The organism is Prauserella salsuginis, from assembly GCF_024648885.1.
Taxonomy (GTDB): domain Bacteria; phylum Actinomycetota; class Actinomycetes; order Mycobacteriales; family Pseudonocardiaceae; genus Prauserella; species Prauserella salsuginis.
This window is the reverse complement of record NZ_JANBBF010000014.1, coordinates 249,759-271,300: the sequence shown is the minus strand read 5'-3', so window position 1 is coordinate 271,300 and position 21,542 is coordinate 249,759. Positions and strand designations below refer to the sequence as shown.

Sequence of the window (21,542 nt, the reverse complement as noted above, 5' to 3'; positions counted from 1 at the left end):
CGGGGCTCCTCAGGACTTGATCTGACCGACGGTTCTGCTGCGGCCGCGGAACTCGGCGACGGTTTCGCGGCCCGCGGCGGTCTCCCGGTGCACGGTGACGTCGTAGATGCCGTTGCGGCCGTACCGGGTGCGTTCGGTGGCCTCGGCCACGAGGGCGTCGCCGAGGCGGACGCTGGTGACGAACGAGATCTCGGCTCCCGACGCGACGGTAACGGGGCCGTGACTGTTGCACGCGGCGGCGAACGTCGTGTCCGCCAACAGGAACAGGTACCCGCCGTGTGCGATGCCGTGGCCGTTCACCATCTGCTCGGTGATCCGCATCGTCGCGACGGCGTTGCCGTCGTGGGCCCGTGTGACGTCGATACCGAGTGCGGCCGAGGCGGTGTCGGACTCGAGCATGGTCCGGGTGGCTTCACTGACGTGCGCCGCCGAGGGGGCCGTCGCCGAGCCGCCCGCCGCCTGACCGTCTGATGCCGCGACGTCCGGTACCTGGCCGTCCGTCTTGGACACGTGTGCCGCCGGATGGGACACGAGGCTTCACCGCCTTGCCTGTTCGCCGAGGCTCGCTCGCCGTGGCGCGCTCACCTGACCGGCTCGCTCGTCGAGCGGATTGCGTACTGGCCGGGTATTGCTTACTGACCGAATGGCCGGTAATGAATTCGTGTGAAGAGTAAAGGTCAGCCCGAGAACCGATGTCAAGAGGAGAATCGCATGAACGAGGCGTCCGTGCCCAACGGTCCGGCGACGGTCGGGGTGATCGGCGGTGGTCGGATGGGGGCTGGGATCGCGCAGGTCTTCGCGGCACTCGGCTCCCGGGTCGTCGTCGTGGAGAGCGGTGAGGAGGCCGCCACAGCCGCGCGGCAGCGGATCGCCGACGGCCTGGCCAAGGCCGCGGAGCGCGACAAGCTCGACGAGCGTCCCGAGGTGGTGCTCGAACGGGTAACCCTGGTCGAGGACGTCACCGGCCTGCCCGGCCACGCGGAGCTGGTCGTGGAAGCCGTGCCCGAGCTACCCGAGTTGAAGGTCGAGGTGCTCATCGGTGCCGAAGCGGTGATCGGCGCCGACACCGTGCTCGCCAGCAATACGAGCTCGCTGTCCATCGCCGAATTGAGTGCCCCGCTGGCCCGGCCCGAACGTTTCCTCGGCATGCACTTCTTCAATCCGGTTCCTTCGTCCAAGCTGGTCGAGGTCGTCACCCCGCCGCAGGTGGCCGACGACGTCGTCGGCCGGGTCACCGGCTGGGTGCGGGCGCTCGGCAAGACCGACGTCGTGGTGCGCGACTCGCCCGGGTTCGCCACGAGCAGACTCGGCGTGATGCTCGGTCTCGAGGCCATTCGGATGCTCGAAGAGGGGGTCGCCGGCGCCGAGGCCATCGACAACGCGATGGAGCTCGGCTACCGCCACCCGATGGGGCCGCTGCGCTCGACCGACCTGGTGGGGCTCGACGTGCGGCTCGCGATCGCCGACTACCTGCATTCGACACTCGGGGAGCGGTTCGCCCCGCCGCAGTTGCTGCGCGACAAGGTCGCCGCCGGGGACCTCGGGCGGAAGACCGGTAAGGGGTTCCACGACTGGAGCTGACGAACCCCGGGTGAGCCGGAGGTCTTGCCGCGGTGGACCGGCTCGCGCTAACATTAATTCCCGACCGTTCGGTTAGTAATTACGAGAGCTCATGACTCACCGGAGCCGTGGGCCACGAGAGCGAGGATCGATGGGCAACGGAGCCGAGTCGAACGCGGGAGGATCGAGCCCCGGCCTGCTGCGCAGCTACGTCGGCGGGCACTGGCAGCGGGGCGCGGGCGACGGCGCGCCGGTGTGCGACGCCGTGACGGGCGCCGAGGTCGCCCGCGTGTCGTCGGACGGCATCGACATGGCCGCCGCGCTCGACCACGGCCGCCGGGTGGGCGGTCCCGCGTTGCGGGAGCTGACCTTCCACCAGCGCGCGGCGCTACTCAAGGCACTCGGATCGCACCTGCGCGAGCACCGCGACGAGCTCTACGCGCTGTCCGCACGTACCGGCGCCACGCGCGGCGATTCGAAGTTCGATGTGGACGGTGGGATCGGCGTCCTGCTCGCGTACGCGAGCAAGGGCAAGCGTGAACTGCCGAACGACACCGTGTACATCGACGGCGAGGTCGAACCGCTCAGCAAGGGCGGCACGTTCGTCGCCCGTCACGTCGCGACGCCGCTGCGCGGCGTCGCCGTGCAGATCAACGCGTTCAACTTCCCGGTCTGGGGCCCGCTGGAGAAGCTCGCACCCGCCTTCCTCGCCGGTATGCCGAGCCTGATCAAGCCCGCGAGTCAGACCGCCTACCTCACCGAGAAGCTCGTCGAGCTGATCGTCGAGTCCGGGATCCTGCCCGAAGGGTCCCTCCAGCTCGTCTGCGGCAGCGCGGGTGATCTGCTCGACCACGTCACCGAACAAGACGTCGTGTCGTTCACCGGCTCCGCCGACACGGCGCGCAAACTGCGCAGCCACCCCGCGATCGTTCGGAGCGCGGTGCGATTCAACGCCGAGGCCGACTCGCTGAACTGTTCGATCCTCGGCCCGGACGCCACGCCGGGTACGGCCGAATTCGACCTCTACGTCGACCAGCTCGTCACGGAGATGACCGTCAAGGCGGGTCAGAAGTGCACCGCGATCCGGCGGGCCTTCGTGCCCGCGGCGCTGCTCGACGACGTCGCCGAAGCTGCAAGGCAGCGGCTCGCGAAGGTGACCGTCGGCGACCCGGCGAGTGCCGACATGGGCGCGCTGGCCAGCCTGGAACAGCGCGAGGAGGTTCGTCGCAGCCTGAAGGCGCTGCAGAGTGCGGCGACCGTCGTGTTCGGCGATCCCGAGCACGTCGAAGTCGCCGGTGCCGATGCCGAGCGGGGCGCGTTCCTCTCCCCGGTGCTGCTCTCCGGTGATCCCGCGCGGGCCGAACCGCACGAGGTCGAGGCGTTCGGTCCGGTATCGACCCTGCTGCCGTACACCTCCACCCAACAGGTCGTCGAGTTCGCCGCGCGAGGCAAGGGCAGCCTGGCCGGTTCGGTCGTCACGGGGGACAAGGAGTTCGCACGGGAGGTCGTGCTCGGTGCGGCCCCTTGGCACGGCAGGCTGCTGGTGCTCGACGCCGACGACGCGCGCGAGTCGACCGGGCACGGCTCACCGATGCCGCAGCTCGTGCACGGCGGTCCCGGGCGTGCCGGCGGCGGCGAGGAGATGGGCGGGATCCGCGGCGTGCTGCACCACATGCAGCGCACGGCCGTGCAAGCCAGCCCCGCCGTCCTGACGGAGGTGACCGGCCGGTGGACCCAGGGAGCCCCGCGGACGACCACCGACGTGCACCCGTTCCGCAAGTCCCTCGCCGAACTGCGCGTGGGTGACGCGGTCGTCGCGGGCCCGCGCACGGTCACGGCCGAGGACGTCGCGCACTTCGCCGAGTTCACCGGCGACACGTTCTACGCCCACACCGACGAGGCCGCGGCCGCGGAGAACCCGCTGTTCGGCGGCATCGTCGCGCACGGCTACCTCGTGGTGTCGCTGGCGGCGGGACTGTTCGTCTCGCCGGAACCCGGCCCCGTGCTCGCCAACTACGGGCTCGAGAACCTGCGTTTCCTCACGCCCGTCAAGCCCGGTGACTCGCTGACGGTGACGTTGACCTGCAAGCAGATCACCCCGCGCGAGAACGCCGACTACGGCGAGGTGCGTTGGGACGCCGACGTGACCAACGCCGACGGCGATTCGGTCGCCAAGTACGACGTGCTCACCCTCGTCGCGAAGGAGGCGGCATGAGCGAAAATCGCGGAGCCTGCGGAGCTTCGCTCATCGGCGCCGACCGGGTTGAGCCCACGCTGCGGCATGCTCTTTCGCCGCAGCGGGGGAGGGTGCCCCACAAGACACAGGAGGCGGCATGACCGTCACGGAACCGGCACCGTCCGAAGCGGAGCTGGAGCGGCACTTCGAGCACACGATCGCCAAGGACCAGCGGATCGAACCGCGGGACTGGGTGCCCGAGGCGTACCGCAAGACGATGATCCGGCAGATCGCGCAGCACGCGCACTCCGAGATCATCGGCATGCAGCCCGAGGGAAACTGGATCACCCGGGCGCCGTCGTTGCGCCGCAAGGCGATCCTGCTCGCGAAAGTGCAGGACGAGGCGGGTCACGGGCTGTACCTGTACTCGGCGGCGGAAACCCTCGGCGGTGACCGTGACGACATGACCGAGAAGCTGATCAGCGGGCGGCAGAAGTACTCGTCGATCTTCAACTATCCGACGCTGTCGTTCGCCGATGTCGGTGTGATCGGCTGGCTCGTCGACGGCGCGGCGATCTGCAACCAGGTGCCGCTGTGCCGCAGCAGTTACGGGCCCTACGCCCGCGCGATGATCCGCATCTGCAAGGAGGAGTCGTTCCACCAGCGGCAGGGGTACGAGCTGCTGATGACGATGATGTCCGGCACCGAGCAGCAGCGGGAGATGGTGCAGGACGCGGTGAATCGGTACTGGTGGCCGTCGCTGATGATGTTCGGCCCGCCCGACGACGATTCGCCGAACACGGCGCAGTCGATGGCGTGGAAAATCAAGCGCCACACCAACGACGAGCTCCGGCAGCGGTTCGTCGACATGACCGTGCCGCAGGCCGAGGCGCTCGGCGTGACACTGCCCGACCCGGACCTGGCGTGGAACGCCGAACGCGGGCATTACGACTTCGGCGCCATCGACTGGGACGAACTGAAGCAGGTCATCTCCGGCGGCGGGCCGTGCAACACCGAGCGGATGGAACGCCGCCGCAAGGCCCACGAGGACGGCGCATGGGTGCGCGAGGCCGCGGCCGCGCACGCGCGGAAACAGCAGCAGCGGAAGGAGGTCGCGGCATGACGGGCGAGTGGCCGCTGTACGAGGTGTTCGTACGAGGCAAGCGGGGACTGAACCACGTGCACGTCGGATCGCTGCGGGCGGCCGATGACGACATGGCCTTGCACAACGCCCGTGACCTGTACACGCGGCGCAACGAAGGCGTGAGCATCTGGGTCGTCAAGGCCGCGGACATCGCCGCTTCCAGCCCCGACGAGAAGGACCCGTTCTTCGCTCCGTCGGGCGACAAGGTCTACCGGCATCCGACCTTCTACGACATCCCCGAGAACGTCCCCCACATGTAGGTGGCCGGGGCGGGGATCCGCCTCACGAACGAGGGAACGACCATGGCTTTCGACAATGCCTACGAGGCGCTCGCCGATGCGCACGACGACGCGCGGTGGGCGTTCGGCACCGGATTCGAGGATCCACTGTCTGGAGTGGACACCACGGTTCCATCCGGTGTGGACGGCGATGACCTCGCGCGGTACTGCCTGATGCTCGGTGACGACGCGCTCGTGCTCTCGCACCGGCTGCAGGAGTGGTGCACCCGTGCGCCCGAGCTGGAGGACGAGGTCGCGATCGCCAACATCGGGCTCGACCTGCTCGGCCAGGCGCGGCTGCTGCTGGCGCGTGCGGGCAAGGCCGACGGCAGCGGCCGCGGCGAGGACCACTACGCCTACTTCCGCGGCGAGCACGAGTTCCGCAACGTCCGTCTCGCCGAACGCGAACACGCCGACTTCGCACAGCTCGTCGCAGTGGTGCTGGTGCTCACGACGTGGCGGCTCGCGGTGTTCCAGCGACTGCGGACGTCGGCCGACCCGGTGCTCGCGGCGATCGCGCAGAAGGGCGTCAACGAGCTGACCTACCACCGTGACTACGCGGCGCAGTGGGTCGTGCGGCTCGGCGACGGCACGGAGACCTCGCACGCCACGATGGTCGCGGCGTTCGACGACGTGTGGCCGCTGGTGGCCGAGTTGTTCGAGACGCACGACGTCGAGCGGCGGCTGCCCGGGGTGGCCGCCGACCCGGCCGAGGTGCGCGGCGAGTTCGACGACGTGCTCGCGCAGGTGCTGTCGGCTGCGACCCTGGAGACGCCACAGGTCCGCGCGAAGGCCGGCGTCGCGGGTGGCAAGGGCCGCGACGGCAGGCACACCGAGGCGATGGGATACCTGCTGGCGGAACTGCAGAGCGTCGCGCGGGCCCATCCGGAGGCGACATGGTGACCGCGAGGACCGGTGAGAGCACGGGGACCATCGCGTCCGCGAGGGAGGTCGCGGAGACGGTGACCGACCCGGAACTGCCGATGCTCACGTTGGCCGATCTCGGTGTGCTGCGCGAGGTCACCGAGACCGCGGACGGGGTCACGGTGTCGATCACGCCGACCTACACGGGTTGCCCCGCGATGGACACCATGCGCGACGACCTCGTGCATGCACTGCAGCGGGCCGGTTTCGAGGATGTCGAGGTCCGCACGGTGCTGCATCCGCCGTGGAGCACGGACTGGATCACCGAGCGGGGCCGCAGGCGACTCGCCGAGGCGGGTATCGCACCACCGGGGCCCGCGCCGCAGCGGGGCGCAGGCCCGGTTCCGGTGCAGCTGCTGCCGCCCCGACGTCAGGTGAGCTGCCCGCACTGCGGGGCCGTCGACACCGAGGCGGTGTCCGAGTTCGGGCCGACCGCGTGCAAGGCGCTACGCCGATGCCCGGCGTGCGCCGAGCCGTTCGAGCATGTCAAGGAGATCTGAGGTGACCGCATCCACCACGCCCGTCCGGTCCCGGCTGCGCGGCGAGTTCCACACCCTGACGGTCGCGGGCGTCGACCGGCTGTGCGACGACGCGGTCGCCGTCACGTTCGCCGTGCCGCCCGAACTGGCCGACTTCTACGATTTCCGGGCGGGGCAGTCGCTGACGGTGCGGCGGACGATCGACGGTCGCGAGGAGCGCCGGTCGTACTCGATCTGTGCGGCGGAGGGACACTCGCTGCGCATCGGCGTGCGGGAGGTGCCGGGCGGGCTGTTCTCCGGTTGGCTGGTGCGCGAGGTGCGGCCCGGTGACGAGGTCGAGGTCGGCGCGCCGACAGGCACGTTCACCCCGGCGGACACGGCGGGACGGCACGTGCTGATCGGCGCCGGCTCGGGGATCACCCCGCTGCTGTCGATCGCCTCGACCGTGCTGCGGGACCCGGCAGCCACCGTGACACTGCTGTACGGCAACCGCCGCAGCGACACGGTCATGTTCGCCGACGACCTGGCCGACCTGAAGGATCGCTACCCGCAGCGACTCGAACTCGTGCACGTACTGTCCAGGGAACCGCGCGAGGCTGAACTGTTCACCGGCAGGCTCGACGCGGACAAGCTGCGTGCGCTGCTGACTCTCGTCGGCGATCCAGCGGCGATCGCGCAGTGGTGGTTGTGCGGGCCGTTCGACATGGTTGCGGGGGCACGGGAACTACTCGGCGAGTTGGGCGTGCCGGGCGACCGTGTGCACACGGAACTGTTCTACGCTGGCGATGTCCCGCCGGAACCGGTACGGCACGTCGAGCAGCAGTCGGCCGCCGACGCCTGTGACGTCACGGTCGTGCTGGACGGCAGGCGCACCACGACCGCACTGCCCGGTGATGTGTCTATTCTGGATGGTGCGCAGCGGGTGCGCCCCGACCTGCCGTTCGCGTGCAAGGGCGGAGTGTGCGGCACGTGCCGGGCGAAGGTCACCGGCGGTGAGGTGTCGATGCGCCGCAACTTCGCGCTCGAACAGGCCGAGGTGGATGCCGGGTTCGTACTGACCTGTCAGACGGTTCCCGTCTCCGGCGAGGTCACAGTGGACTACGACGTGTGATCCGCGGCGGGGCCGCCGGTCGCCGGCCCGGCAGGTCGTTCTAGGACATGTCCTAGAACGGTGGGCTGTCGTCCTTCTGGTGCTCCGGGTCGGTGGTTGTTCGCCCCGGTGCAGTTCGGGCCTCATGCCGTGCCTGGGCAGGGCATGTCGAGCTGTCGCGTCCCGGTATGCGACGTGCCGGGGCAGCGCGTCTCGGGTTGTGGCCTGCCTGGTCGCGGCGTGTCGGGGCAGTGCGTGTCGGGGTGAGGATGGGGTGGCGGTGTGCGGTGTAAGTCGCCCCGTGCGGCGTCGTCACGCGGGTGTTGCCGTGGACGGGGTCGTAGCGGGTGTTCCAGCCGGGCTGGTCTTTCAGCCGGTGGTGCCGTCGGCAGCGCGGCCCGCCGTTGGCCACCGAGGTCGAACCACCACCGCCGCCGTCGTCGGTTGTGGCCCAGGGGTGTTCGTGGTCGTGGTCGCAATGCCGGGCCGGTCGGTGGCACCAGGGCATGACGCATTCCCGGTCCCGCACCCGCACCAACTCGCGGATCACCGCACTCGGCCGCCGCCTGCGCCCCAAATCCACCGGATCACCCGTGCCGGGATCGCACAACACGGCGCGCCAGATGCTGCGCTCGTTGGTCATGATCTCCCGGGCAATCGGAGCCGGGATCGGCCCGTACCCGTCCAGCTCACACCCCTCGTCGGAGATCGCCAGGGCCGTGTTGGCCGGTACGTGCACGTAGACCATGGCCGCCGCCTCCGGCGGCGCCACCCCGGGATCGCGTCCCAACAGCAGGTCGGCGGTCACGTCCGCTCGCAGTTGATCGAGGGTGCGCCCGTCGCCGCTACGGCGCAGTGACCTGGCCATCCCATCGACTCGTGAGTAGCACGCGGCCGCGACCTCCGCCGGCAGGCTCGCTTCGAGTGAGGACATGACGTGCTCGCCTTGGGCGAGTTCGAGCTTCCGCTCCGCCCGTGCCTGCCGGGCACGTTCGACCTGCCCGCCGGGGTCGACTTTCTCCACCAACCGGCGCACCCGCTGGGCCAGGTTCCCCGGCTGCCACGCCGTCTCCGGCGCATCCGTCAGTCTTTCCGCCAGTAGGTCATCGACCTGGCGGGCCGTGTCGTCGTCGAGCGGGTCGACCGCGGCCAACACCCGCCGCGCACCATATGCTTCGAGTTCGCCGGCCCGCATCGAACTCAGCAGCTGCGGCATCCGCCCCGCCAACGACCTGCCGTCGTCGATGCGGCGTTCGACCTCCCGCGCCGAGACCCGCAGCACCGGCGTCAACTCCTCCGCCAACCCCCGATCATCACCCACCGCCGCCGACAACTCCGCCAGCAACGCCAACTCCTCAGCGTCCAGCCGGGCCCGCCGAGCACGGATCTCCCGCACCCGCTCGACCTTGTCACCAACGCCGTCACCAACGCCGTCACCAACACCGTCCCCCACGTCATCCACAACACCCACGCTATCGAACTCGTGGTCGAAACAACAATTGAACAATAGGGTGAACCGACTCCGGCGACACGTACAGACAACTCGACACCACCTCGATCGCGCGGAAAGGGCCACACCGCGATCACGCTCGAGACGCACGAACGAACCATTCCAGTGAATCGGACGTGCAAGGGGCTGACCCTCGCTGACCCCAAGATCGGCACTGCGGCGGGGAATCGGTGCTGCTCCAGCGCGACGGCCGGGGCGTCGAGATCCGGTTCGACGGCGGGTGTGCGATGTTCATGCCGATGCGTGACCACAGCAATGTCGAACCGCCGACGACCCTGGTGGATGCGGACTCGTCGGCCACGGTTCACGCGGCTGCTCAGGTCCCTTTGAAGGTGTGGGAGGAATCGGTGTCGTGGTTTATGTCCTCGCTGAACCGGCCGGAGGTCACGACCTGTGGGTTCTGTTCTCCCTGGACACGCAGTGCACGCCGACGGCGACGTGTTCACTCCACCGGACCGCTCACGCGTCACCGTGGACGGCGAGGGCGGGTTCGGGGAGTGTGAGCAATTCGGCCTGTATCGCCTGTGGGACGAAGTCGAATGCGCGGGCGCGCTGTGGTGGGACCTCGGGCAGTCGTTGTGGGCAGCCGTTCGGGCCGACCGTGACCGCCAGCGCGCAACCGGTGTAGCTCGATGACCCGGTGCAGTCGGCGTGGTCGAGCCCGCTACCCGCGTAGCAATGCGAGCACGGGTTCAACCGCGAGGGCCGCCGCGAGGTGGACTACCGGTCAGCCGGCAGGGGGCAGGTTCTTCAGCACGGCGTTGGCGATGGACTCGGCCTGCTTACACGGCTTGGCCTTGTCGTCGCGGGGTGTGTAGGTCACGCGGACGGTTTCGATCGTCGGCATGACCTGGTCGGATTTGCCCTCTTCGAAGTCGCGGTGCTTCCACTCGAGCGCGCAGCTCGACGAGCGGTTGCTGACGTATCCCGTCACTCCGTCGAGCTGGACCGGTTCGACGTCCCGGTAGCTGTTGTTCGGCCCGAACGTCTCGGCGTAGGTGAGTTCGGCGCGCAGATTGCCGCTGCCGTTGATGGCGTCGATCCGGCAGGTGCTGAGGTCGTCGGCGGTCTTCGACTGGATCACACCCAGCTGTTGCCTCGCCGCGTCGTCGTCGACCAGCGCGCAGATGTCGGTTCGCGCGAGGCTGTCGTCCGGGAGATTCTGCTGCGGCGGTTCCGTGCGCAGCTTGTCGACGGCCACGTCCAGCGCCGCCGACAGGTGATCGCACAGGGGGGACTCGCCGGACACGTCGATCGTGATCGCCTGCTGCGGCGAATCCGGCAACGCGACCGCGCTGCTGCAGCCCGAACTCGTGCTCTCCTGCAGCACAGCCTGGCCCGCCACCTGGTCACCGGTGGCGGTCATGCGTGAGCGGTCGATCGTCGCGCCGAGTTCGAGGTTGAGCGAATCGGAGCTGAACCCGCCTTCGCCGAAACGGCACCGGTGCAGGTACGTCGAGTAGCTCGACGGCTGCAGCGTCGTGTCACCGAAGGTCTCGTCCTCCAACAGTGCACACGCGTCGATGTCGCGCAGCCGGTCGACGCTGAGCGCCTGTGCCACCGGCTCGCGCTGCTCCGGTTCGATCACCGTGCCGGAGACGGGCGCCATACCCTGCGTGACCGCGAGGGCCACCACGGCCGCGCCCGCGCCGATCAGTGCGGTCACCTTGGGCCATCGCGGTTTGCGCGGAGGCGGCGGCGGTTCTGGTGGTGGCAGGGCCAGCACGTGCCGGACCTCTGCCTCCTGCTTGTCGATCAGCTGCTGGATGGCGACGGGCCAGACCGGGCCTTCGTGGTCGATCGGCCCGACCAGGTCGAGCAGCTGTGCCGGTGTCGGCCGGGCCTCGGGCTCACGGGCCAGGCAGGCCTCGATCACGGGCAGCATCTCCGGCGGCACCCCGTCGAGCTGCGGCGGCTCGTGCACCACGTTGTAGAGGGTCTGCGCGGCGGTCGTGCCGGTGAACGGGCCCTGCCCGGTCGCGGCCATGACCAGCAGCGTGCCCAGCGAGAAGATGTCGCTCGCCGGCGTGAGGTCCTTGCCCTCGGCCTGTTCGGGCGACATGTACGCGGGGGATCCGACGACCGTTCCGGTGCTGGTGAACTCGGCACCCTCGGCGGCACGGGCGATACCGAAGTCGATCACACGCGGGCCGTCGGAGGTGAGCAGGACGTTGCCCGGCTTGAGGTCGCGGTGGATCAGCCCGGCGCGGTGCACGTCGGACAACGCGGTGGCCAGGCCCGCGATGAGCCGCCGCATCGACGGCACCGGCAGCGGCCCGCTCGCATCGATCGCGTCCCGCAGCGACGGCCCCGCCACATACACCGACGCCAGCCAGGGCGCTTCGGCCTCGGGGTCGGCGTCCATGACGGCTGCGGTGTAGGCACCCGACACCCGGCGGGAGGCCTCGACCTCCTGCCGGAACCGGACGCGGAAGCCGTCGTCCTTCGAGAAGCTGGGGTGGATGCGCTTGACGGCGGCGACGCGGCCGTCCTGGCCCAGGCACAGGAAGACCTGGCCCATGGCACCCTCGCCGAGCAGCACCAGCGGGCGGTAGTGGCCGATCGGGTGGGACTGGTCGGGCTGCAGCGGCTTCATGACGTCGGCAGCCCTTCCATCACGGCGTCGGCGAGTTTGCGGGCGCGCTCACATGCGAGGTCGGCGGTGGTGTCCTGGTCGTCGTACCGCCCCCGGTAGGACACCTCGACCACCTGTGCGTAGTAGTCGGAGTCCTCACCGGAGACGGGCGCCTCGGGCCATTCGACGCTGCAGGAGGCGGAACCGGTCGAACTCGGCCGCTGGTAGACGTCCTTGCCGCCGACCTCGATCTTCTCCGTGCTCTCCGAGGACGATTCCTCCGGATTTCCGCTGATGTCGAGAGCGACGACCGCCTCGCCCCCGCCGCTGTAGGTGCACTCGCGGAGATAGTCCGATTCGACCGACGGCGTCTGCCCGAACACGTCCTGCGCCCGCTGCCTGCTGATGAGCAGGCACGGGTCGACCTCGGCCAGCGTGCGGTACTGCTCAGCCCACGTGCCGTCGCCCTTACGGGCGGCCTTCACCGCTTCCCCGAGGTACTCCCGTCCCGCCTCGCACGGCTTGTGGTCCTTGCCCGGCTTCCCGTCGCCGTACCAGCTGACGCTCACCTCGATGCCGTTCGTCGGCATCTGCGGGAGCACGCCCGCGACGGCGCACCTGCCCTCGTCGGGACCGTTGACCAGCGTGGTCAGCCCCGCGGTCTCGCCGCCGGAGCTGTTCGAACTCGACGTGATCCGCGAACCGAGCTCCAACGTGACCGACATGTTCTCGCTGACGTCGAACCGGCACTCGTCGTACTCCGTGCTGCCGTCGGAGTTCAGGCTGGGGATGAGCTTGCACGGGTCGAGCTTGCGCAGCGATGTGGGCGCCAGCGGTCCGGTGGGCGCCTCGGTCGTCGGGATCGGATCGGGCTCCTGGGCGGCGACGGTCGTGGCGGTGCCCGCTTCGGGGTGCGTGACGCCGATGAGGGCGGTCACACCGAGTGCCGCGACCATGATCAGCGAGGCGAGCGCGACCACCAGGCCGCTGCGTGACTTCCGCAGGTCCGAGCCGACGAGGACGGCATCGACGTCGTCCTCGCAGCGGCGGATCTCCTGCTGTACCCGCTCGGGCCACGGGTTGTTCGTCGGCGGGAGGCTGCCGATCAGCCCGCGCAGCTGGTCCGGGGTCGGCCGCTGGGCGGGGTCACGCGCCAGGCACGGGCCGATGATCGACATCAGCTCCGGCGGCACCTTGCTCAGGTCCGGCTCACCGTGCACGACGTTGTAGAGAGTCTGCGGCGTGGTGTTGCCCGCATAGGGGCTCTTGCCGGTGGCCGCCATCACCAGCAGCGTGCCGAGCGAGAAGATGTCGCTGGCCGTGGTCAGGCTGCGGCCCTCGGCCTGCTCCGGCGAGGTGAACCCGGCGGAACCGACGACCGAGCCGGTGCTCGTGAGCTCGGAGCTGCCTTCGACGGCTCGCGCGATGCCGAAGTCGATCACCCGGGGGCCGTCCGAGGCCAGCAGCACGTTGCTCGGCTTGAGATCGCGGTGGACGAGGCCGGCGCGGTGGATGTCGGCCAGCGCGGACACGAGGCCCGCTGCGAGGTGCCGCACCGCCATGGGCGGCAGTGGCCCCGCGGTGTCGATCGCGTCCTGCAGCGACGGTCCGGCCACGTACACCGAGGCGAGCCACTGTTGCTCCGCCTCGGTGTCGGCGTCCATGACGGCCGCGGTGAACGCGCCGGAGACCTGCCGCGACGTCGCGACCTCGCGGCGGAAACGCTCCCGGAACCCCTGGTCGTGCGAGAACGCGGGATGGATGCGCTTGAGCGCCGCCGGTCTGCCGTCCGGCGCCATGGCCAGGTACACCCGGCCCATGCCGCCTTCGCCGAGCATCGCCAGCAGGCGATAACGCCCCGCGTACTCCCGGTCGCCTTCCCCCAGGACCTTCATCAGCGCGCCACGCCCGTCAACCCGATCGCCTCGCGCACCTGCGACAACACGCGGCCCGCGCGGTCCCGCGCCTTCTGCGCACCCTCCGCGAGCACCGTGTCGAGTTCACTGCCGGGCTCCATCAGCGCCTCGTAACGCTCCCGCAGCGGGGCCAGCTCGGCGTTGAGCACCTCGAACAGCACGTTCTTGAGCTCGCCCCAGCCCATGCCGCCCGCTTCGAGGCGTTTGCGCGTGTCCGCGACGACGCCCGCGTGGTCGGCCGACGCGAACTGTTCGAGGATCTGGAACGGCGCCGAGGTGTCCGGGTTCTTCGGCTCGTCCACCGGCGTGCTGTCGGTGGGGATGCGCCGCACGAGCTTGAGGAGCTTCTTCTCGGGCAGGAAGAGCGGGATCGTGTTGTCGTACGACTTGCTCATCTTGCGGCCGTCGAGGCCCGGCAGCGCCTGGCCGTGGCTCTCGTCCGGGACGATCGCCTCGGGCACCTTGAACCTGTAGTTCTTGCCGTAGACGTGGTTGAAGCTGCCTGCGATGTCGGCGGCGTACTCGACATGCTGCAACTGGTCCCTGCCGACCGGCACGACGTCCGACTCCATGATCAGGATGTCGACGGCCATGAGGATCGGGTAGTTGTACAGGCCCATGTTGACGCCCGCGTCCGGGTCCTCACCCGCCTCGACGTTCTTGTCGCGGGCAGCCTTGTAGGCGTGGGCGCGGTTCATCAGGCCCTTGGCCGTCATGCACGACAGCGCCCAGTTGAGCTCGAAGATCTCGGGCACGTCCGACTGCACGTAGAACGTCGTGCGCTTCGGATCCAGGCCTGCGGCGAGCCACGTCGCGGCGACCGAGCGCGTGTACTGCCGCAGCTCCTGCGGGTCGCGCACGCTGGTGAGTGCGTGGTAGTCCGCGATGAAGTAGACCGAGTCGTACTCCTCGGTGAGCGTCAGCGCGGGCCGGATCGCGCCGACGAGATTGCCGAGGTGCGGCTCACCGGTCGGCTTGATGCCGGTCAAGGAGACTTTCGCTCCGCTGGTTACGGCCTGTGACATGGGGGTCATCGTACTGGCCACCGCTCATGCGATTGCCGGAAGGCGGCAACTCGTGCCGGGGCGCGTCACCGTCAGGCGGGCCGTGGTGTGTCGCGGTCGACGGACAGTAGGTCGTCGAGCACGGGTCGCAGTTGCGGCCGCTTCGGAGTGAAGCCGTCGCCCGAACAACGGCCGGTGAGGTAGTTCGTCACGCGGGTGCGCGCCGTCGGCAGCACCGAACCCCAGACCCACCGCGCGTGCGCGAGCGGACCCGGCGTGTGGGGAGCACCGGGGAGCGGGGCCAGCCAACTCGGGTCGTATCGGACGTCGAGGGTGTCGAGCACGTGCCCCGCGACCCGCCGGTGGCCGTGTTCGCTCAGGTGCAGCCGGTCGCGCCCGAAGTAACGCAGATCGTGGACCGACTGGTCCGGCCACAGGTCGACCACGCGGGCGCCGTGGGCGTCTGCGGCGGAACGCACCGTGTCATTGAACGCCTCGATGCGCGAGCGCATCCACCGGACCAGCGGCAGCCTGCCGGACACGTCGGAGAGCGTGAACACCACCACCTCGGGAGCGATGTCGGTGAGCAGCCGCAGCGCGGCGCGCACGCGACTCGCCACGACCTCGCGGTCGTAGCCGCGGGTCGCCATGAGGTCGTTGGCCCCGCCGCAGAGTGCGACCAGGTCCGGTTCGAGGTCGGCGGCCGCGGGCACCTGCTCGACGACGATCTGGTCGAGTCGCTTCCCCCGCACTCCCAGGTTGGCGTAGTGCAGTGTGGGTTCGTCGCAGGCCAGGCGTTCTGCGACGAGGTCGGCCCAGCCGCGATAGACCGGCCTGCCGGGGTACGGGTCGTCGAGACCTTCGGTCAGGCTGTCGCCGAGCGCCACGAAACGCTGGTAGGACATCTTCCGCTCACACCCTGTTCGGTTCGGCTTCGCTCACGGTTCGGGGCGGCGTTGCCGCTGCCGGTGGAGTGTCGCCACGAATGGCGTAAACGTTACCGCCCTGTGACCGGTGTTGCGGTTTCGGAACCGATGCCGTGGGCAGGCGCGGGTGCGAGCCCCGTCGTGGACTCCGTCAGCGGAACGGCGAACCGCCGAAGTAGTCGTCGTCATCCGGAGCGTCGGCGTCGCGGCCGCGAGAGCCCGCGCCGCCGGTGCCCGTTCCGCCCGCAGTGCCCCGGGGGCGATCGGTGCCCGGGTCGCCGACACCGGGGTCACCCGTGCGGGGATCGCGGGACCCGTCGGAGGCTCCGCCGGCAGCCGGGCGGTCGTCGGCACGGGAACCGCCCGTGTCGCGGCCGCCGCGGAAGATGTCCCGCTCGGCCGCGTCGTCCGGCTCTTCGGTGTCTGTGGCGCCGTCGTCGGGATTCGACGTCGGCACGGCCGGCCCGCCGGACTCGATGATCTCGTCGAGCTCATGCCCCTCCCGGACCATCGTGTAGGCCGACTGCATCCCCGCGACGCCGTGTTCGAGCGCCGCGCGGACCTGCGGATCGTCCAGGAACCGGCCCGCGGAGATGTCCTGCCACGACAGGTCGCCGCGGTCCACGCGATCCTGGAGCTCGCGCAGTTCGCGTGGCGCGTCCTTGCTACGGGCGTGCTGCTCGATGAGCTGGATGTCCTCCTGCGACAGGCCGCCCTTCGGCAGCTGCTCCGCCAGCTGTCCCGCCTGTGCGACGCGGGTGTCGAGGTCCACCTCGGCCTCCTCGAGTTTGGCCAGCGCGTCCCTGATCTGCGGCGTCATCCAGGCGTCCGGATTCGTCACGGTCACTCCCCTTCGGCCGTGTCGACGGCCGCGAGCCGCGGCCGGTTTCGTGCGGTCACGGTGCCGGCCGGACGGAATGCCCGGCAGGCACGACGGTGGGCGGGCTCACCTGCGACGCCCGCCCGCGGTGATGCGGCCGCCGTCATCGGGGCGGGGGAGTGCCGTGCTGGCGTTCCATCGCCCCGAGTCCGCTGGCACCGGGCCGCTGCGGTCCGGTGGACGGGGCGGCCGCATCGCCGGCGTTCGGACTCGCCGCCTCTCCGGTGAGATTGCCGCGCGCCTGATCCAGGTGGCCCGAGTTGAGCGCACCGTCGCCGCCGGACGTGTCCGGAGCGGGGCGCGCCGGTCCCGAACACGGCGCGAGACCGAGCGGGTCGTAGGCGTGCACCGGGTTCGCGACGTAACGATGCGGGGTGACACCGCCTTCGAGGCCGATCGGATCCGCCGCCGAGTACCCGCCGATCGCCGGGTCGTAGAAGCGGAAGCAGTTGTAGTTGTCGCCGGTTTCCGGGTCGTGATACTGCCCGGGGAACCGCAGCGGACAGTACGGCCCACCCTGCGGCCCGCCGGTCACCGACTGTCCCCAGATCGTGGACCGGCTGTGCCACGCGAGGTCGCCGTCGGGATCGATCATCTCCAGCGGAGTGCCGACCAGGTCCGTCACCAGCGCATAGAACTGCCGGTCGACCCATTCCTGCGAGCCGCCGGCTGCGGGTGTTCCCGCGGGCGGGTGTCCCGCGGGCGGTTGTCCCGCAGGCCCGATACCGGTCGGGCCTGTGCCCACCGGAGCGCCACCCACCGGAGCGCCACCCACCGGAGCGCCACCCACCGGAGCGCCACCCACCGGCCCCGGTCCGACGGGGGCGTCGAATCCTGCGCCGCCCGCCGGGATCGCGGGGCCGTCACCGCCGCGGGTGCGTTCCCGTTGTGTCACGGGGCGGAACGAGTCGGGTTCGAAGTCCCACGTCGTGGTCGAGGACCGGCCGGGCGTGTAGCCGTCCGGCGAAGGACCCGTCGCGGTCTGCTCCGCGAGCGTGACGCCGTCCCAGTGGAAGGCGACCGACTCGGCGACCGCACCGGAACTCGACAGCCGCTGCTTGGCGATGCGCCTGCCGAGCGGGTCGTAGACGTACCGCCAGCGGGTGCCGTCCGTCGTCGTCACCGTCGTGAGCCGGTCCTCGGCGTCCCAGGTGAACGTCGAGGACCGCTCTGCGCCCGACGGCGCCGCCGCCCGCCGTCGCACCACGCGGCCCTGCGCGTCGTGCTCGTAGGCCACGGCTCCGGCGCGCCGGATCAACGTGCCGGTGTACTCGCGCGGCCCCTGCGCCTCCGGGGAACCCGATCCGTCCGGAGTGGACGGCCACGAGCCGTGGGTGATGTTGCCGGACGCGTCGTAGGCGTACTGCTCGGCCCAGCCGTGGCCGCGCACCACGGTGATCCTGCCCGACGAGTCGAGGTCGAAGGTACGGGAACCGTCGATACGGTCGTCGACCGCTGCGAGGAAACCGTCCTGCCGGTAGCGGTACGCGCGTTGCTGCACCACCCGGCTCGGGCCGCCCGGCGTGTACAGGTTCGGCGCCGTGAGCGTCTGCGAGGCGAGCCGGTGGTTCACGTCCCACGCCTGCACCAGCTCGGCGCCCGCGTCGACCCGGCGGCGCACCTCGCGGCCCGCCGCGTCGTACGAGAACCGGATCGTGTGGCCGCCGCTCGACAGCTCCTCGGGGCGGCCGTTCGCGTCGTAGCTCCACCTGGACTCGGCGCCGCTCGGCGTCACCCGCGCGACCCGGCGGCCCAGCTCGTCGTAGGACGAGCGCACCGTGGCGCCGTTGACCGTCTCGGTCAGTACGCGGCCGCAGCCGTCGCGTTCGTACCGCACCTCCGCGTCGGGCGAGGTCGCCGCGACGAGCCTGCCCGCAGGGTCGAACTCGAATCGGGTGACGCGCTCCGTGCCGTTGCCGTCCACACCGGACTTCTCCACCACGTTGCCGAGCGCGTCGCGGGTGAACGTCACGGTCTCACCCGCGCCGTTCGTGCGCGACACCAGCGCACCGGTGCGATCGTGACGGTAGCGCAGGGTGCGGCCGTTGAAGTCCGTTTCGGACGTCAGCCTGCCCGCGGCGTCGTAGGTGTAATCCCACGTCAGACCCTCGGGATTGCGCACCGACACCAGGCGCAGCGCCGCGTCGTGGCGGAACTCCAGGCGGGTGCCGTCGGGGCGGACCTGCGCGACCGGCAGGTCGAAGTTGCCATACTCGGTGCGGGTGCGCATGCCGAGCGCGTCGACGTGCTCGATGACGTTGCCCTCGGCGTCGTAGCGCCACCGTTCGGTCGTCCCGTCGGGTTGCGTGCGCGAGAGCAGTCGACCCTCGATCGTCCACGCCATCCGCAGCCTGCCGCCCGCCGGGTCGACGACCTCGCCGACCCGGCCGAACACGTCGCGGATGTACCGCGTGATGCCGCCCCGCCCGTCGGTCACCGTCACGGGCAGGCCCGCGCCGTCGGTGCGGATCCGGCGGGTCCCGCCGAGTGCGTCCGTCACCGATTCGAGCGCACCCCGAGGGCCGTAGGTGTAGCGAGTGAGCGTGCCGCCCGGATCGACGACCGACGTCAGGTTGCCTGCCGCGTCGTGGAATCGCTGTTCCGTGCGGCCGTCGGGGCCGGTGATCCGGGTGGGCAGGCCGAGTTCGTTGTACTGCGTGACGACCGTGGAACCGTCCGGCATCGTCGTCTTCGTGACGTTGCCCGCGTCGTCGTACTCCCACCGCGTGGTGCGGCCGAGAGCATCCGTTTCGGACAGCAGCTCGTTGTAGCTCGTCCACTGCCGGGTCGTGGTGTTACCGAGCGGATCGGTCTCGGAGACCAGCTGCCAGTGCTCGTTGAACCCGTACGTCGTCGTGGCGCCGAGCGCATCGGTGAACGTCCGGGTGCGCGCCGCGTCGTCGTACTCCCAGCGGCCCACGAGTGCATCGCCCGCGCCCTCGCTGGAGGTGACCCGGCCCGCGGCGTCGTAGTGGTAGCGGTACCACTCGCCGTTGCGGTCGGTCCACTGCGTGATCGAGCCGTACTCGTCGTAGGTGAACCGCATCGGCCTGCCCGACGAATTGTGCACGGCTACCAGGTTCCGGCCCTCGTCGTAGCCGAATCGCGCGACGACGATCGCCTCGCCGCGTGGATTGGCCAGCCGGAAGCCGGTGATCAGACCGTCCACGGAATCGACCAGCACCCGGTAGCCGCCGGAATGGACCACTTCGGACGGAACGGCGTCGCCTGCCGTGTCGGCTCCGGGCTCGCCGTAGCGGACGTCGATGCGGTTGCCGTTGCGGTCGGCGATCGCCGACAGGTGCCGTATCCGACCGCTGCCGGTGAACGTGAGCGTGCGCCCGAGCTTCGGCTGTTGCAGCGTGAACACGTCGTCGGCGGACCGGGTCAACGGCCACAACGATCCGGTGGCGGGAACCACCGGATCGCCGCCGGTCGTGGGTAGCGCGTACCGGAGGCGGCCGCCGTCGGCGCCCGCGACGTACACGGCATCGGCCTCGACCTCGATGCGTTGGTCCAGAGTGGACGCCCAGCCGGGGCCGAACAGCCTGCCCACCCGGTAACCGGAGAAGTGCGTGCGCTCGAGTACCAGTGGCAGCACTCCGGCGAGTTCGAGATCCTGCTGTGTCAGGAACATCTGGCCGGTGGCGAGATCGACCGGGTCGCCGGAGCCGGGGACGACCTCGCGCGGTCGTGCCTCGGTCTCGGTGTGCCCGGCGTTGGTCGCCATCGACGTGTCGGCGGGAGCGGCCGGACGGCGCGCCGGGGTAGGACCGCCCGAGTTCGCGGTGTCCGAGGAGGCCGCGCTCGTGGCCTGCTGTTGCTCGGCGCGGTGAGCCGAGCGTTCCCGGTCGAGTCCTTCGACGTTGTCGTTGTAGCTCAGTCCCGACTTGACGTAGTCCTTGCTCGCGCTGGCGATCGACGTCTTCGCGTCGCTGATGCCCTCGCGTCCGCTCTGGACCTGGGCGATGCCCTTGCCCGTCTCGTTGGCGACGCCGATGACGTCGTTGAGGTTGTCGGCGCTGCCCAGTTTCGACAGTGCCGTGCCCGTGGCGACGATGCCCTGGATGACCTCGATCGAGCTGGTGATCAGCTGGGTGATTCCGTCGATGAGGTCGAGGACCGCGTTCACGATCTGGATGACGTCGACGACGATCTTGACCGCTCTGCCCCAGCCGACGACCGGGATCGGCAGCATCGCCGCGGCCTCGATCAGCTTGTTGACGATCGTCTCGATGAGCCCGAGTGCCTTGTCGCACGCGGCCTTCGAGCCGTCGGCGACCTTCGCCAGTGCCATGCCGATGAGCTTCGCGGCCTGCGCGTCGGCCTCGAGGCCGATCGTCCACTGGAAACTGACCTCCGAGCTGAACGACTCGGCCGCGCCGCCCTGCCACGCGCTCTGCAACGGTTCGAGTCCGCCGTTGAGGTTGTTGCGCACCGCCTGCAGCGCGTCGCGCACGTTGTTCCACTGTGCCGCGCCGCGGGCGATCTGTTCGAAATCGCCCGTGATGGGCGTGATGAGTGTTTCGACGAGGCTTTCGCCGACGACCTGTTCCCACACCCAGTTCACGGCCTGGACCTGGATGCCCGCGTTGGCGATGGCGTCCTCGATCTTGGCGCCGCCCTCGAGACCGGGGTCCTTGGCGAGGATCGCGACCGGGTCTTCGAGCTGTTGGTAGCTGCCCCCTGCCATCAGTCGCTGCCCCGAACGTTGGTGTCGACCGCGTCGAGCTTGCCGCCCAGAGCCTGGATCTCGGCGTGCTGATCGGCCTCGTTGCCCTCGTATTTGTCCGCGGCGCCCGCGACCTTCTCGGTGAGCTCGTTCATCTTGCCGTGCGCGAACTCGAGCGTTTCGCCGTACAGTTCGACGACACCCGTCACGACCGGTGCGAGCAGCGCGAGCAGGCCCGTGTAGCCGCTCGTGTCGCCGCCCTTCTCCCGCGCGTGGTGGCCGATGGCCTTCAGATTGTTCGCCTGGCGCGCGGTCAGGCTCGCATAACCACGCAGCTCACTGGTCTGGACCTCGTGTCCGGACGTCATGACGTCGCACCTCCCCCAAAGTCGCAAGTCGTCGCGATTC

General features: G+C 70.0%; 16 protein-coding genes. 7 read left to right on the top strand and 9 right to left on the bottom strand.

The window, feature by feature from the left end; genetic code table 11:
• Positions 1-9: 9 nt before the first annotated feature.
• Positions 10-399: a hydroxyphenylacetyl-CoA thioesterase PaaI gene (gene paaI / locus LY40_RS23740; protein WP_258938241.1), complete on the bottom strand. Its 390-nt coding sequence runs from the start codon at positions 397-399 to the stop codon at positions 10-12.
• Between the two features lie 264 nt (positions 400-663).
• Between paaI and LY40_RS23735 the strand changes: the two genes are divergently transcribed.
• From LY40_RS23735 to paaE, 7 genes are all read left to right on the top strand, one after another.
• Positions 664-1,581: a 3-hydroxyacyl-CoA dehydrogenase family protein gene (locus LY40_RS23735; RefSeq protein ID WP_372497773.1), complete on the top strand. Its 918-nt coding sequence runs from the start codon at positions 664-666 to the stop codon at positions 1,579-1,581.
• A 130-nt stretch (positions 1,582-1,711) separates the two neighbouring features.
• Positions 1,712-3,775 carry a phenylacetic acid degradation bifunctional protein PaaZ gene (paaZ, locus tag LY40_RS23730; RefSeq protein WP_258938189.1) on the top strand — a complete coding sequence of 688 codons (2,064 nt, stop codon included), beginning with the start codon at positions 1,712-1,714 and terminating at the stop codon, positions 3,773-3,775.
• Positions 3,776-3,893: 118 nt separating this feature from the next.
• Positions 3,894-4,859 carry a 1,2-phenylacetyl-CoA epoxidase subunit PaaA gene (gene paaA, locus LY40_RS23725; protein WP_258938188.1) on the top strand — a complete coding sequence of 322 codons (966 nt, stop codon included), beginning with the start codon at positions 3,894-3,896 and terminating at the stop codon, positions 4,857-4,859.
• On the top strand, positions 4,856-5,140 hold the full coding sequence (gene paaB, locus LY40_RS23720; protein ID WP_183649888.1) for a 1,2-phenylacetyl-CoA epoxidase subunit PaaB: 285 nt from the start codon (positions 4,856-4,858) through the stop codon (positions 5,138-5,140). The genes paaA and paaB overlap by 4 nt, the downstream gene beginning before the upstream one ends.
• Before the next feature lie 42 nt (positions 5,141-5,182).
• A complete protein-coding gene (gene paaC, locus LY40_RS23715; RefSeq protein ID WP_258938187.1) occupies positions 5,183-6,061 on the top strand; it encodes a 1,2-phenylacetyl-CoA epoxidase subunit PaaC in 879 nt (292 codons plus the stop codon).
• Entirely contained in the window at positions 6,055-6,582 is a 528-nt protein-coding gene (gene paaD, locus LY40_RS23710) for a 1,2-phenylacetyl-CoA epoxidase subunit PaaD (RefSeq protein WP_258938186.1), read from the top strand. The genes paaC and paaD overlap by 7 nt, the downstream gene beginning before the upstream one ends.
• Positions 6,566-7,672: a 1,2-phenylacetyl-CoA epoxidase subunit PaaE gene (paaE, locus tag LY40_RS23705; RefSeq protein WP_372497772.1), complete on the top strand. Its 1,107-nt coding sequence runs from the start codon at positions 6,566-6,568 to the stop codon at positions 7,670-7,672. Before paaD ends, paaE begins: the two co-directional genes overlap by 17 nt.
• Positions 7,673-7,724: 52 nt before the next feature.
• Here paaE and LY40_RS23700 read toward each other — a convergent pair whose 3' ends face one another.
• The 8 genes from LY40_RS23700 to LY40_RS23665 form a co-directional block, all read right to left on the bottom strand.
• A complete protein-coding gene (locus LY40_RS23700; RefSeq protein ID WP_258938184.1) occupies positions 7,725-9,113 on the bottom strand; it encodes a DUF222 domain-containing protein in 1,389 nt (462 codons plus the stop codon).
• A 775-nt stretch (positions 9,114-9,888) separates the two neighbouring features.
• Positions 9,889-11,757 (bottom strand): serine/threonine-protein kinase, encoded by a 1,869-nt coding sequence (locus LY40_RS23695; protein WP_258938183.1) that lies wholly within the window; start codon positions 11,755-11,757, stop codon positions 9,889-9,891.
• Complete coding sequence (locus tag LY40_RS23690) at positions 11,754-13,631, bottom strand: serine/threonine-protein kinase (RefSeq protein WP_258938182.1); 1,878 nt, start codon at positions 13,629-13,631, stop codon at positions 11,754-11,756. The genes LY40_RS23695 and LY40_RS23690 overlap by 4 nt, the downstream gene beginning before the upstream one ends.
• Positions 13,631-14,677, bottom strand: coding sequence for a tryptophan--tRNA ligase (locus LY40_RS23685; protein ID WP_183782971.1), 1,047 nt, complete (start codon positions 14,675-14,677; stop codon positions 13,631-13,633). The genes LY40_RS23690 and LY40_RS23685 overlap by 1 nt, the downstream gene beginning before the upstream one ends.
• Positions 14,678-14,748: 71 nt before the next feature.
• Positions 14,749-15,561 carry an SGNH/GDSL hydrolase family protein gene (locus tag LY40_RS23680; RefSeq protein WP_183782972.1) on the bottom strand — a complete coding sequence of 271 codons (813 nt, stop codon included), beginning with the start codon at positions 15,559-15,561 and terminating at the stop codon, positions 14,749-14,751.
• Positions 15,562-15,733: 172 nt separating this feature from the next.
• The gene (locus tag LY40_RS23675) at positions 15,734-16,423 is read right to left on the bottom strand and encodes a hypothetical protein (RefSeq protein ID WP_258938181.1); all 690 of its coding nucleotides are present in this window, start codon (positions 16,421-16,423) and stop codon (positions 15,734-15,736) included.
• Between the two features lie 142 nt (positions 16,424-16,565).
• Complete coding sequence (locus tag LY40_RS23670) at positions 16,566-21,155, bottom strand: DUF6531 domain-containing protein (RefSeq protein ID WP_258938180.1); 4,590 nt, start codon at positions 21,153-21,155, stop codon at positions 16,566-16,568.
• Positions 21,155-21,502 carry a hypothetical protein gene (locus tag LY40_RS23665; RefSeq protein WP_183782976.1) on the bottom strand — a complete coding sequence of 116 codons (348 nt, stop codon included), beginning with the start codon at positions 21,500-21,502 and terminating at the stop codon, positions 21,155-21,157. The genes LY40_RS23670 and LY40_RS23665 overlap by 1 nt, the downstream gene beginning before the upstream one ends.
• Between the last annotated feature and the right edge of the window lie 40 nt (positions 21,503-21,542).

Excerpts from the sequence above, each read along its gene's own strand:
- paaE (WP_372497772.1), top strand. The coding sequence starts at position 6,566 with ATGTCAAGGAGATCTGAGGTGACCGCATCCACCACGCCCGTCCGGTCC.
- paaD (WP_258938186.1), top strand. The coding sequence starts at position 6,055 with ATGGTGACCGCGAGGACCGGTGAGAGCACGGGGACCATCGCGTCCGCG.
- LY40_RS23695 (WP_258938183.1), bottom strand. The coding sequence starts at position 11,757 with ATGAAGCCGCTGCAGCCCGACCAGTCCCACCCGATCGGCCACTACCGC.
- paaB (WP_183649888.1), top strand. The coding sequence starts at position 4,856 with ATGACGGGCGAGTGGCCGCTGTACGAGGTGTTCGTACGAGGCAAGCGG.
- paaI (WP_258938241.1), bottom strand. The coding sequence starts at position 399 with ATGCTCGAGTCCGACACCGCCTCGGCCGCACTCGGTATCGACGTCACA.
- paaC (WP_258938187.1), top strand. The coding sequence starts at position 5,183 with ATGGCTTTCGACAATGCCTACGAGGCGCTCGCCGATGCGCACGACGAC.
- paaZ (WP_258938189.1), top strand. The coding sequence starts at position 1,712 with ATGGGCAACGGAGCCGAGTCGAACGCGGGAGGATCGAGCCCCGGCCTG.
- LY40_RS23665 (WP_183782976.1), bottom strand. The coding sequence starts at position 21,502 with ATGACGTCCGGACACGAGGTCCAGACCAGTGAGCTGCGTGGTTATGCG.
- paaA (WP_258938188.1), top strand. The coding sequence starts at position 3,894 with ATGACCGTCACGGAACCGGCACCGTCCGAAGCGGAGCTGGAGCGGCAC.
- LY40_RS23670 (WP_258938180.1), bottom strand. The coding sequence starts at position 21,155 with ATGGCAGGGGGCAGCTACCAACAGCTCGAAGACCCGGTCGCGATCCTC.
- LY40_RS23690 (WP_258938182.1), bottom strand. The coding sequence starts at position 13,631 with ATGAAGGTCCTGGGGGAAGGCGACCGGGAGTACGCGGGGCGTTATCGC.
- LY40_RS23680 (WP_183782972.1), bottom strand. The coding sequence starts at position 15,561 with ATGTCCTACCAGCGTTTCGTGGCGCTCGGCGACAGCCTGACCGAAGGT.
- LY40_RS23685 (WP_183782971.1), bottom strand. The coding sequence starts at position 14,677 with ATGTCACAGGCCGTAACCAGCGGAGCGAAAGTCTCCTTGACCGGCATC.